A 12557-nucleotide genomic window follows, 5' to 3' on the forward strand; every position below is an offset into this window, starting at 1 on the left:
TCTTTTTCTCTCCGTCTGAAAAAATGATTACAGTGATAATATGGATGACAGGAAGACCGTAATCTTGAACACGCCCGTGACATCCAGGACCAGCAGGACGATCAGGAGCAGCGTGATCAGAATAATCAGCAGCCGTACCCGGCCGGAAATCCGTTTCTCCTTCAGCTGCTTCTGTTTTCTTTCCAGATCCTGGCGGAGCATCGGCTTCAGATTAAACGAGGTGTCCCCGCTTCCGGGCTTGTCCAGATACCGGACCGTCCGATCTACCATAAAATTGGTTTCCAGCTCCTCATAGCAGCTGGAACAGTGCTGAATATGTTCCAGAAATTTTTCCAGCTGCCTGTCAGACAGGTTATTATTCAGGTAATCCGGAATCATGGAAATAATCTCCCTGCAGGTCAGGAGCCTGGTCGTCGTCGTGATGGTATGCCGCTCCTTTTTCCTGTTTTTCCTGTACCCGGACGGTTCCGGAATCTCCCTGTCATCTCTGTATTCATCCATGGCCATTAACGATCGCCCCTTCCTGTCCGGATGTCCGGACATGAACTGCCGCATTCCCTCAGAAAGCGTGAAAGATCCGCCTTTTTCTCATACCTTTCCCTTACCGCGTACAGGTGAAGCCGCAGCCTCGCCCTTGTCATCCCCACATAGAGCATGCGCCGCTCTTCCTCCAGATCTGCGTCCAGAACAGCCTTGTGATAAGGAATGACGCCCTCATTGACGTCCAGGATATAGACAGAGTCGTATTCCATCCCCTTGGCGGCGTGCAGCGTGGAAAGGCAGACACCGGAGGCCTCTTTTCCTTTCTGCCCCTGCGCCTGCAGCTTCTCCCGGTATTCCTCTATCCCCTTCTGCCACGCGTCCCAGGTAGGATAGTTTCTTGCGCTCTCGCTGAGCTCATCCAGAACCTGTAACAGCTCTTCCTCCGGAATTCCTCTCTCCCCGGCGTACTCTTTTACGTAGTCGTCCAGGCCGATCTCCCGGCGGATGTAGATCACCTGTCCGTAGGGCGCCAGCCGTCCGAGGACGTGAATGTCGTCCTCCAGCTTGGCGGCTCTCTTCATCATCCACGCCTTGTCCTGATAATAGCGGAACAGGGAATCAAAGGAGATCTCCGGAGCCAGAAAGGCGTCTCTGGAAAAATAGCGGTTCGGCCGGTTGTAGATCCGGAGAAAATCCGTTCTTTTCCTGCTTCCCGCGCCCAGACGCATATAGGCGAAAAGAGTCTGGGCGATCCAGTGGTCGTAGATACAGGGAAGCATCTCCCGGACAGAGAAAGGAATCTGCCATGCCATCATCTGTTCCACCGCCTCCCGGCAGCCGGAATTTGTCCTGACCAGGACCGCGATTTTATCGAAATCGGTTCCGGATTCCTTTTCTCTGCGGATCTCCCGCGCCAGATGGATGCACTCCTTCCGGGGATTGGAAAAGATTTCCAGCCGCACCGGCTCCCCGTGGCCGCGCACGGCATGGATCGTTTTCGGGAACCGCTTCCGGTTCACGGCGATCAGCTTTCCCGCCGTTTCCAGGATTTCCGGGGTACTCCGGTAATTCCGATCCAGGGTGACAGTCTGACAGCCCGGAAACTCCTTCGGGAAACGGAGCATAAGCTCCGGATTAGCTCCCCGGAAGCGGTAGATGCTCTGGTCGTCGTCCCCGACAATAAAGAGATTGTTCCGGGGATGCGCCAGCAGCTTTACAATTTTATACTGCATCGGACTGATGTCCTGAAACTCATCAACCAGCAGATACCGGAATTTGTTCTGCCAGGCGCGGCAGAGCTCCGGACGGCTGGAGAGAAGCCGCCAGCAGCGTACAATGATGTCGTCAAAATCCATTCTCCGGTTTTCCTGCTTCCACTTTTCATAGGAGGCATAGACCTTTCGGAATACCTCCTGGGGAAGAACGCCGGAGTAATAATTTTCCGGAGAGAGCCCGCTTCCCTTGATCTGGCTGATCTCCCTTCCCACCTGCGAGGGAAGATCCGCTTCCTGCTCCGCCCCCGGATAAAGCTGCTGCAGCAGCTCCTTCAGCAACGAGAGCTTCTGCTGTTCTCCGATGACAGTCCCCCCGCTGATGGAATAGGTGTGCCGGAGGATTCCGAAAAACACACCGTGAAAGGTGCCGAAGGTCACTGCCGTGGACGCCTCGCCCCTCTGTCTTAAAAATCTCTCCTTCATCTCCGCGGCGGCGGCTCTGGTAAAAGTCACCACCAGAATGGATGAAGGAGAGATCCCTTCTTCAATCAGACGGCAGGTGCGGCCGGTCACGACCGCTGTCTTGCCGGAACCCGGTCCGGCAAGAACCATCATCGGCCCGTCCCTGTGCTGTACCGCCCTCTGCTGTGCTTCATTAAACTGCATGTTCAATTTTATCCAGTCCTGCCCGCAGCCTTCTGACCGTCTCGTCTCTGCCCAGAACTTCCATAATACCGGTAGCCCCGGCAGGAGTCGCCTGCTTTCCGGAGACAGCCGTGCGCAGAGGCCACATAACCGTGTTCACCTTCATCTCGTTCTGCTTCGCGTACGCGGACAGCAGGCCGAACAGCGCGTCGTTCCCGAAATCCTCCGCCTTCTCCAGCAGCGGTATGGTCTCCGCCAGCACCTTCCTGGAAGTCTCCAGCGTGCTCTTGGATTTTTTATGGACGTACATAGAGACATCGTATGCGGGAACTTCGGAGAAAAAGTCCACCTGTTCCGCAATATCGGGGAAAATCTGGATACGGGTTTTCACCATTTCCCCGACCTTCCTGATATCCATATGTTCCGGAAGGGCTTTTTTCAGATACGGCTCCGCCAGCTTAAAATATTCCTCGCTGTCCATAGCTTTGATGTACTCGCCGTTCATCCACTTCAGCTTGGTCATGTCAAAGACCGCCGGGGATTTGTTGATATGATGATAATCAAACGCCTCCACCAGTTCCGGAAGCGAATAGATTTCCCGCTCTCCGGCAGGGCTCCAGCCGAGGAGCGCCACAAAATTTACCACTGCTTCCTTCACATACCCCTGGTCAATCAGATCCTCAAAGGAGGAGTGGCCGGAGCGCTTGCTCAGCTTCTGCCCCTCTTCGTTTGTGATCAGCGGACAGTGCACATAGGTGGGAACCTCCCATCCGAATGCCTCGTAGATCCGGTTGTATTTCGGTGTGGACGACAGGTATTCGTTTCCGCGGACGACATGGGTAATGCCCATCAGATGGTCGTCCACCACGTTGGCAAAATTATAGGTGGGATATCCGTCGGATTTAATCAGGATCAGGTCGTCCAGCTCTTCATTATTGACTGTTATGTTCCCGTAAATTTCATCATGGAATGTGGTGGTTCCTTCCGTGGGCATATTAAAGCGGATGACATAGGGCTTTCCCGCGTCCAGATTCGCCTGGATTTCCTCTTTGGAGAGATGAAGGCAGTGTTTGTCGTAAGCGGAGATCTCCTTTCCCGCCACCGTGCGTTTCAGCCCCTCCAGCCTCTCCTTTGTGCAGAAGCAGTAGTAGGCATCGCCCTGGTCAATCAGCTGCTTTGCGTATTTCATGTAGATGCCCTGCTTACAGCGCTCGCTCTGCACGTACGGCCCCACTCCACCGTCCTTGTCCGGGCCTTCATCATAGACAAGCCCGGTATCCGCCAGCGTCCGGTTGATCAGCTCCAGCGCCCCGTCCACAAACCGTTCCTGGTCGGTGTCCTCGATCCGGAGCATAAAACTGCCGCCCGCGTGTTTTGCGATCAGATAGGAATACAGTGCTGTCCGAAGGTTGCCTACGTGCATCCGGCCCGTCGGGCTCGGCGCGAATCTTGTTTTAACCATGATGTTTCAATGCTCTCCTTGTTTGTATATAGATTTCCGTCCTTTTATTCACGGGGCGGATAGGCCGTACGCAGAATCTTCCCGATGTCCCCGATGCAGACACAGTCGGCCGCCTGATCCGAGTAATCGGAGACGCGGTTGACCAGGCAGATTTTCTCCCCGTTGAAATAATGCGCCATAGACCCCAGCGTAGACTGGAGGCTGCATCCGAGCACCAGCAGTACCTCCGCCGATGTAATTCTCTCGATGGCCTTCGTCATCACCTGGCTGTCCAGCATCTCTCCGGAAAGCGCGATTCCCGGATGGATCAGCATGCCGCACCGGTCGCAGTACGGAAGCGGCGTGTGGGTCAGGATATAATCCGCGCCGAACACCTTTCCGCAGTGCGGACAGGTGTTGCTGTCGATGTTTCCGTACAGGTGAATGACGTCCCGGCATCCGGCGCGGTGGCTGAGGTCAAAAAAGCCGCGGGTAATAATGCCCTTCAGCCTTCCGTCGTCCTCCATCCGCTTCAGCGTGAAATTCACCTCGTCCGGTTCGCCCCTCCGCCGCAGAATATTGTCCCGGTAAAAGCTGTAGAATTCCTGCGGGCGGTTGTTGTAAAAGGTGCTGGAGCAGATTTCCCCCGGAGTCCTTCCGTATTTTTCCTCCACATGGAAGCTGAAATCGTCCGTGTAGAAGTCACACCCCTGCTCCGCGGCCGGAGCCCTGCCCAGCAGGCAGACAATGTTGAAACTTTTCTGCAGAATTTCCTTCAGGTATCTCTCGCTCATACTTTCACCTCCCAGCACAAATGCTCCTGCCGGCCGCACCGGCAGAGTCCACACCGTTTCGGGTTAAGCTGACACCAGTAAAGAAAAAAAGCAATCAGCCTTCTGGTTTCTGAAGCAGTCTGATTGCCTTTCTGTCTGTTCCGCCGAGGTTTATTCTTCAATCCCTTTTGTTTTCAGATAATCCATAACAGCACCGACCGTTGTCAGCTGTTCCATATCCTCCGCCGGAATTTCTATTTCATACTGCTCCTCAAGCGTTGTCAGCAGCTCAAACAAATCCAGGGAATCCGCCTCCAGATCCTCCTTGAACCTGGACTCCGGGGTAATTTCCGACTCGTCCAGATCCAGCTGCTGAGCCAGAATTTTCTTCATTTTTTCCAGCATAATAACCTCCTTTTCAGGAAGCTTCTGCTTCCCTTCTTCAAGAAAAGTGTACTTGTCCGGCAGTTTTTTGTCAATGCCCTTTGCCCTGCGCGGACTCCGGGATCAACCCTCGTTTCACGCGGACAGGATTGCCTTATGTTTTTTTGACTTCGGCATCCCCCTGTTCATCGTAGGAAATTCGGCGGGAGACGCTGAGCGCCAGCCCGATCTCGCTCATCAGGAACAGAACCGATGTGCCTCCGTAGCTGACAAAGGGCAGGGTTACGCCGGTTGTGGGGATAAGGTTGAGCACCACGCAGATGTTCAGGATAACCTGGAGGGCGACATGCACAAACACGCCCATCACAATCAGCGAGCCGCAGAGATCCTTTGCATTCTGCGCGATGAAAAACAGGCGGTACAGCAGATATCCGAAAAGCAGCAGCACGATGATGGCGCCGAAAAGCCCCAGCTCCTCACAGATGATGGAAAAGATCATATCGTTCTGCGCCTCCGGGATGGTGGACAGCTTCTGCGTGCTGTTGCCCAGGCCTTTTCCGAAAAAGCCTCCCGATCCGATGGCATACAGACCCTGCAGCACCTGATAGCCGCCGGAGTTCAGGTTGTTTTCCGGCTGAAGCCAGGCCAGAATTCTGCGGATTCGGAAGTTGGAGCTGCTGCTTACCGTGCGGTTCAGCACAATAAGTCCCACCACAATTACCCCTGCGCTTCCCGCCATCAGAGCGACAAACGGGCCTGTTCTGGAGTGTGCCAGGAAAATCACGAAGAAGCAGATGCCGAAAATGATGATTGCGGTACTTAAATTCTCGGTAAAGTAATACGCTCCGAAAGCCTGTACGCCGCCGAACAGAAACACCAGCAGCACATTCCGGAACCGCTCCCACTTCTTTCCCATCTTCAGGATCAGAAACGGAATCATGCAGATCACCGCTATCTTGGAGATCTCCGCCGGCTGGAACTGAATGCCCAGATTCAGCCATCTTCTTGCCCCGTTAACGGTAACTCCGAAAGGCGTGTAGCGGACCATGGCCATCAGCCCGAGCGCAATGATATAGAAAACCGGGGCCAGCTTGACCGCAATCCGGTAATTGATTCTGGAAATAATCAGCGCGATGAACACCGACGCAAGACTGATCTCTGCCTGTCTGCGGAAATAGTACATATCATCGTTGATATTCGGGTCATTGGCAGCCTCGTACGCGCTGGCGGAATAAAGCATAACCAGACCGAAGCAGATCAGGATAATGACAACCGCTAAAAGGTTGTAATCAAAATACACATACTTCCTCTGGTTTTTTTTCTGCCCGTCCTTTTCTCTGCGCCTCTTTCCGAGACCCCATTTTCTTTTCGACGCACCGACTGATGCGTTAGCCGAATCTGCCATAGAAAACTCCCCGGCTGTCAAAGCCGTACTGACTGCGCGCCGCCTCCGTGTCTTCCGGACGGTAATCCGGGACACGAAAAAGCAAAGGAAAACTGCGGCTGGTAGTGAAAAAGGACTGTCACCTTATGCATGAAACAAATCTCCGCCCGGAGTATTCATATACCATGCATGGAAAGCGACAGCCCCTCAACAGTCTTTTCTCTGATTAGTCTTCTACGTAGGGAAGAATCGCAAGATGTCTTGCGCGCTTCACCGCCAGAGTAATGGCTCTCTGATGCTTTGCGCAGTTTCCGGTTACTCTTCTCGGCAGAATCTTACCGCGCTCGGAGATGTATTTGCGGAGCTTTGCGGCATCCTTGTAATCAATTACATTGTCCTTTCCGCAGAACACACATACTTTTCTTCTTCTGCGGGGAGCTCTTCTTCTGCTCGGAGCATCTTCTCTTGCACTTCCGTTATTTTCAAATGCCATGGTTTTTTCCTCCTTATGCGAATTTATTCAGCGTCTGTACGAACAATCAGGTAACGAAGAACGTTATCCATGATGCGGGCATGTCTCTCAATCTCGGCGGGAGCGGTTGGCTCTGCCTCGAACGGAATGAAATAATAGAAACCGTCGCGCTCATGATTGATCTCATAAGCCAGTCTCTTTTTGCCCCACTCTTCAACTTCGCCGATGACGCCGTTTACGCGGGTGATGTAGTCTTTTGCTTTCTCTACAACCGCCGCTCTGGCCTCATCATCAATTTTGGCACTGACAACGAGTGCTAATTCATACTTGTTCATGCGTTTTTTCCTCCTTTTGGTCTTTGGCTTCCTGACTGTGCAGGGAACAAGGATGCGGCGCGGACGCGCCTCACGATCTGTTATTCTAACATTATCCGCCCGGATTGTAAAGGCCTTTTCTTCACGCCGGTTTTCCGCCGGTTTTCCGGTTTTTCCGGGTTTTTCCGGTCTCTGTGAGTGATTTCTCCAAACGTGTCTCCCGCCGCGGCGCTCCGTCTGCGGAGAGAGCGGTTTCGATATTATCACACATCGGAAAATCTGACCATGTTCTTTTCCTTAATTTTTTTTATGATAGAAAGTACAGGATGTTTACAGCGTCAGGGTTCCTGCTTCTTCGGGGACTGCATCTTTCTATAAACCGTATCTTTCCGGTGGAAAGCTGTATCATCTCATTAATATAAAGAAGGGAGGCGCGCCCGGCCTGCCGTTTTTTTGCGCCGGACGTTCTGCATATGGCGAAACCGAATCCGATTACAAGAGCAATTATAGATTCCACTGTAGACCGCGGCATCCGCGAGGTAGAGGAAGATCCCAAGCGCAGCATAAGGAAGCTGACGGACATGGGGAGAATGTTTAACCGAGGGCCGTTTCTGGATGAAATTTACGCCATGGTACAGGATCTTCTGCGAAATGACGACAGCACCTACTACACGGTAATTGAAAACCTGCTGAGAAACACGAACCGCCAGAATCTGAAGGATTTCGGCATCAATATCGGCTACAACGGGTTCACAATCGGGAGAAAAACCATTCAGGATCTGGCCGGCGTCAAGCCATTCCATATCCCGTGGTGCATTTCCATGCGGATCAATCCCGCCAGGCGTACCAGCATCACCGTCTCCGAAATTGAGAGCTGCATCCAGCAGGGACGGCCTCTGGGGATTTACTGCTATATCATCCGCTGCGAGGAGTCCATTGCCTGTCTGAATAAGCTGCTGGCGATGTTCCGGAATAACCCGGACTGCTCCTTCTTCTGCATGCTCCCGGATCAGCTTCTGCATCCCGAGCACCTGAAGGCAATCCGCAGCGTGACCAACACCTTGTTCCTGTTTCCGGCTGACACTCCCACCGTCTCCCGGAACATCGAGGCAATGCGCGCCCAGAAATCGTGGTATTCGGTCTACATCTATTATAATGATGAAACTGCAGCAGAATGGATGGACGGAAAACACTGGGCCGGGCTGACCGGCTACAATTCCGGCTTTATCCTGACAGTCGCGACCGATCAATGTTCCGCAAAAATCGCTGCCAGAATGGGGAAATACTGCAGAAACATGAGGACACATCCGGAGTATCCGTTTATCTGCTTTGATTTTTACAGTGACCTGATTATGGTAGACAAGATTATCTCTGCCCGAGGACAGTTCTTTGAGATGTTGGAAAACGGAGACATTCACACCGCGGAGGGCGTACTGACGGATTTCCGGCATACCATTTCGCTGGAGCAGATACTCTCCATCGCGCTTCCCCTGCCCACGCAGGACAGCGCCGGATGAGCGCCGCCGGCGTCCGTCAGAAAGCCGCCGGCTACAGGGAGCCCTCTGTCAGCTTTTTCCCGACCAGAATCATCACATGGCGAAGATACGTGGTAAATTTCTCCGGACCCATGACGCATCCTTCCTTGAGCCACCGGTAGATGATTACCAGAAAAATATCCACGACATAGTGATTGTCCAGCGGTCCCATGCCGTCTACATCCCCTATGGCGGAGGTAAACAGATTAAAAATCGGCTCCGTGGATTCATAAAAATATTCACGGAAGGAATTCTGCCCGTCAATCTCCAGCGCGCAGATATAAAAGGACTGATCCCTGTAAAACAGTTCCACGACAGCCTGCAGCAGATCCCAGCCGTCGGTATAGCTGGAGCTGCTGGCCAGGATAATAAAATCCGTATAGAAAATCCAGTTGACCAGATCGTACTTGTCCTTGAAGTGATAATAAAAGCTTTTGCGGTTCATGCCGCAGCCTTCACAGATATCAATGACACTGATTTTGTCAAAAGGCTTTTCCTCCATAAGCTTCTTCATGGAAGCGGCAAGAGCTTTTTTGGTAATATTGGCATCAGGCACCCTTCACACCGTCCTTTCCGCAGCTGTGGGACAAATGTCTGAATCTGTTCCCATTATACGGGAACAGCAAAAGCTTTGCAAGCAGACGGCTATTTTTTCAGCATCTCTGCCGTCTCTGCATCGGCATGATCCAGCAGATAGTTTTTTCTTCCCGCCTGCTCGTCCTTCCACCCGTTCCCGACCGTTTTCTTCCTGTGCTCGATCTCTGACCGGAGTTCCCGCGCGGACATCCTTACCGCCCCTTCTCCCAGGATGATGACCTGTTCCAGCCCGTCCGAGGAGGCAACCGTCACCCGGTGGCGGCGTCCCAGTTCATGCACCGTCTTTTCGATATAGGCGTCCGCGGTCTCCGCCTCTTTCGTGTATACCACATAAATGTTGTTGTTTTTCTGCACTTCTCCCCTGCCGCCCTTTACCCGGTAGGCGTCAAACACAAGAATCAGTGTTTCCCCCAGATATCCCTGGTAATCCTGCATCAGCTCGATCAGCTTGTCCCTGGCGGCGTCCATATTGACAGAGGCCAGCTCCCGAAGATCGTCCCAGGAAAAGATGATATTATAGCCGTCCACAAGAAAATAGGCTTTTCCCCCGGGCCGCTTCCCCATCTGTCCGCTGCTTCCTTTCCAGTACGCGGTGTACGCGTCAGCATAGCGGGATTCCTGCGGCGGCCGTTCCTCCTGCTCCCCGCGGGTTTTGACGAGGCCGTAGGTTCTCTCGAAAATGGCCTTCAGCTCCTCTTCCCCGGCGGAATGCTCTTTTTCCCTCTCCTGCCAGGTTTTCCTGCTGCGGTTCACAATCTCCTGCCGCGCCTCAAAGGAATCTCCCGCGTATCCTTCCCTGCCGTCTTCCTCCCCGCCGGTGCGGTTCCCGCCCCAGCCTGTCTGCACATGGGCGTACTGCGGAACCTCGTTCCACGGCACAAAGGTACCGGCCCCGTGGCTGCAGAAAACAGAGCCGGAGGGATTTTCCGTATCGGCGTCCGGATCGTAATTTTTTTCCAGAATGACATCCTGCGCGTTGTAACAGGGCTGATATCCGTCCGGCGTGACGGTGATGCTTCCGTTCCCATGGGTATAGGCGATCAATTCCTGCTGGTAGGATCCATAGGAAGACGCCGGGACACTGCCTGTCACGGTCACCTGCGTGCCGCTGCCGGAAACCGTTTCCGTCTCCGTCATCTCCGCGCTCCCATGCCGGTTCCGCATATCATTCATCAGCCGCCCGGCGTTTTCCGCCGGAAGCTCGGCGCGAAACTGGTACACCGGTTCCAGAAGGATGCTCTTTGTCTGCATCAGCCCCTGGCGGACGGCCCTGAAGGCTGCCTGACGGAAATCCCCGCCCTCGGTGTGCTTCTCGTGCGCGCGGCCTCCGATCAGTGTGATCCGCATATCCGTCAGAGGAGCTCCCGTGAGCACGCCGACCGGTGTTCTTTCCTCCAGCGCGGCCAGAACAAGCCTCTGCCAGTTTCCTGCCAGCACGTCCGTGGAGCAGGCGGAGGTAACCTGCATGCCGCTTCCCGGAGCGCCCGGTTCCAGAAGAAGATGCACCTCCGCGTAATGGCGGAGAGGCTCGTAGTGCCCGATTCCCTCTGCCGGAGCCGCGATTGTTTCTCTGTACACCACCTGGCCGGGCCCGAACTCCGCCCGAAGACCGAATCTGCGGAGCAGCAGCTTTTTCAGGATTTCCACCTGGACCCCGCCCATTACCTGGACAAAAATCCGGCCTGTCTGCTCCTCCGCGCGGACATGGAGCATCGGCTCCTCTTCCTCCAGGATTCTCAGCTTCTGAAGCGCGGACATGCGGTCCTCTTCCGGCGGGAGAATCACTTCACTGGAGAAAACCGGCTGCAGAAGTTCACCGCCGCCTTCCGGTTCCGACCCCCAGCCTTCCCCGATCCGGCTGTCCGCAAGCCCGGTCACCGCGCATACCTGCCCCGCCCGGACTTCCTGCACAGGGCGGAAAGCAGTACCGGAATAGATACGGATCTGGTTGACCTTTTTCCCTTCCTCTTCCTGTCCGCCGCGGCTGACCGTCTCCTTCACCCGCAGGGTTCCCCCGGTGATCTTGAGCCAGGTCAGCCTCTCCCTGTTTTCGTCCCGGTTAATTTTGAACACCCTTGCCCCGAATTCATCGGGATATTCCTTTTTCTGTGTAAACCTCTCCAGGCCCGACAGCAGACGGTCCACCCCGTCCATCTTCAGCGCGGAACCGAACCAGACCGGAACCAGCTTTCTCTGCGCCGTCAGCTCCCGTACATCCCGGTCTGTGACCGGGACCCCCTCCAGAAACCGCTCCATCAGCGCGTCGTCACAGACGGCGGCATTTTCCTGTACCGTCTCCTCTTCCAGTCCGTCTGTGACATCTACCAGCGTCGGTCCCAGCGCAGACTGCAGCCTTCGGAAAATTTCTTTCCGGTCGGTTCCCGGCTGATCCATTTTATTAACAAAAATAAAAACAGGAATCCGATAATGCTTCAGCAGCTTCCAGAGATTTCTTACCTGTCCGGTCACCCCGTCCGCGGCGCTGATCACCAGAACCGCCTCATCCAAAATCTGAAGGGTCCGTTCCATCTCCGGCGAAAAATCCCGGTGACCCGGCGTGTCCATCAAGGTAAAGGTAAGGCCTCCCGCCTGAAACTCCGCCTGTTTGGAAAAGATCGTAATGCCGCGCTCTTTTTCCAGAGAATCCGTATCCAGGAAGGTATCCCCATGATCCACACGCCCCTTTTTCCGTATCGCCCCGGACAGATACAGCAGGCTCTCGGACAGCGTCGTCTTGCCGGCGTCTACATGTGCCAGCAGTCCCAGACAGATATTTCCGCTCTGTATGTTTCCCATAACAGTCCCTTTCCCTTTGAAACAGACAGCCCACAGGCAGACCGCGAAAACCGCGGTCTGTCTGTGGGCCTTTTCCTGCAGATTTCCCTGATACCAGAGGCTCAGGGCTATTGTATTGCGGGGTATTATTCCTGTGCAGACTCATCCTCCTGGTCTTCCGGCTCCAGAAAGCCTGCCTGGCTCATCAGATTTTCAAACACATCCGCCGCAAAAGAATACTCATCCTCGTCATCAATGTTCTCCAGCCGCGGATTTCCTCCCTCCTCCTGGAAGAAACGGAACAGATATCCTTCTCCGTCCGTGCTGTCCAGCGGAAGAAGCACAATGTATTTCTGCTCCTTGGCCTGAAAAATATTGATGACCCGGCACTCCAGCTGCGAATCATCATCCAGCGTCAGCGTAATCGTCTGCTTCTCCGAATCAAAAGAGGTGCAGTCGCCGCCGCAGCCGGCACAGTCTCCGCTGCACGCACCGCTGTTACGTAAATCCTCACTCATACGACAATCCTCCCGTCATCTG

The 12557-nt window shown here is 54.2% G+C and carries 12 protein-coding genes; 1 reads left to right on the forward strand and 11 read right to left on the reverse strand.

Annotation, left to right across the window (positions count from 1 at the left end; genetic code table 11):
* Positions 1–27: 27 nt before the first annotated feature.
* The 8 genes from FYJ60_RS01420 to rpsF all read right to left on the reverse strand — a co-directional run bounded on the left by FYJ60_RS01420 (position 28) and on the right by rpsF (position 7131).
* Positions 28–507, reverse strand: a complete 480-nt coding sequence (locus FYJ60_RS01420) for a zf-HC2 domain-containing protein (protein ID WP_205838914.1) — start codon at positions 505–507, stop codon at positions 28–30.
* Positions 507–2363, reverse strand: coding sequence for an ATP-dependent helicase (locus tag FYJ60_RS01425; protein ID WP_154456805.1), 1857 nt, complete (start codon positions 2361–2363; stop codon positions 507–509). The genes FYJ60_RS01420 and FYJ60_RS01425 overlap by 1 nt, the downstream gene beginning before the upstream one ends.
* Entirely contained in the window at positions 2353–3804 is a 1452-nt protein-coding gene (gltX, locus tag FYJ60_RS01430) for a glutamate--tRNA ligase (protein ID WP_154456806.1), read from the reverse strand. The genes FYJ60_RS01425 and gltX overlap by 11 nt, the downstream gene beginning before the upstream one ends.
* Before the next feature lie 44 nt (positions 3805–3848).
* Positions 3849–4577, reverse strand: coding sequence for an SIR2 family NAD-dependent protein deacylase (locus FYJ60_RS01435; protein WP_154456807.1), 729 nt, complete (start codon positions 4575–4577; stop codon positions 3849–3851).
* 150 nt (positions 4578–4727) lie between these two features.
* Entirely contained in the window at positions 4728–4961 is a 234-nt protein-coding gene (gene acpP / locus FYJ60_RS01440; protein ID WP_154456808.1) for an acyl carrier protein, read from the reverse strand.
* Positions 4962–5094: 133 nt separating this feature from the next.
* Positions 5095–6345 carry an FtsW/RodA/SpoVE family cell cycle protein gene (locus tag FYJ60_RS01445; RefSeq protein WP_154456809.1) on the reverse strand — a complete coding sequence of 417 codons (1251 nt, stop codon included), beginning with the start codon at positions 6343–6345 and terminating at the stop codon, positions 5095–5097.
* A gap of 205 nt (positions 6346–6550) precedes the next feature.
* Positions 6551–6817: a 30S ribosomal protein S18 gene (gene rpsR, locus FYJ60_RS01450; protein WP_154456810.1), complete on the reverse strand. Its 267-nt coding sequence runs from the start codon at positions 6815–6817 to the stop codon at positions 6551–6553.
* Positions 6818–6840: 23 nt separating this feature from the next.
* On the reverse strand, positions 6841–7131 hold the full coding sequence (gene rpsF / locus FYJ60_RS01455) for a 30S ribosomal protein S6 (RefSeq protein ID WP_154456811.1): 291 nt from the start codon (positions 7129–7131) through the stop codon (positions 6841–6843).
* A gap of 452 nt (positions 7132–7583) precedes the next feature.
* Here rpsF and FYJ60_RS01460 point away from each other — a divergent pair, with 452 nt between their 5' ends.
* Positions 7584–8627 (forward strand): hypothetical protein, encoded by a 1044-nt coding sequence (locus tag FYJ60_RS01460; RefSeq protein ID WP_154456812.1) that lies wholly within the window; start codon positions 7584–7586, stop codon positions 8625–8627.
* Positions 8628–8658: 31 nt separating this feature from the next.
* Here FYJ60_RS01460 and FYJ60_RS01465 read toward each other — a convergent pair whose 3' ends face one another.
* The 3 genes from FYJ60_RS01465 to FYJ60_RS01475 all read right to left on the reverse strand — a co-directional run bounded on the left by FYJ60_RS01465 (position 8659) and on the right by FYJ60_RS01475 (position 12535).
* Positions 8659–9201 carry a TetR family transcriptional regulator gene (locus FYJ60_RS01465; RefSeq protein ID WP_330579067.1) on the reverse strand — a complete coding sequence of 181 codons (543 nt, stop codon included), beginning with the start codon at positions 9199–9201 and terminating at the stop codon, positions 8659–8661.
* An 89-nt stretch (positions 9202–9290) separates the two neighbouring features.
* A complete protein-coding gene (locus tag FYJ60_RS01470; protein ID WP_154456813.1) occupies positions 9291–12038 on the reverse strand; it encodes a translation factor GTPase family protein in 2748 nt (915 codons plus the stop codon).
* 125 nt (positions 12039–12163) lie between these two features.
* Positions 12164–12535 carry a DUF1292 domain-containing protein gene (locus FYJ60_RS01475; RefSeq protein ID WP_154456814.1) on the reverse strand — a complete coding sequence of 124 codons (372 nt, stop codon included), beginning with the start codon at positions 12533–12535 and terminating at the stop codon, positions 12164–12166.
* Between the last annotated feature and the right edge of the window lie 22 nt (positions 12536–12557).

It is taken from the genome of Bilifractor porci (assembly GCF_009696005.1).
Taxonomy (GTDB): Bacteria; Bacillota; Clostridia; order Lachnospirales; family Lachnospiraceae; genus Bilifractor; species Bilifractor porci.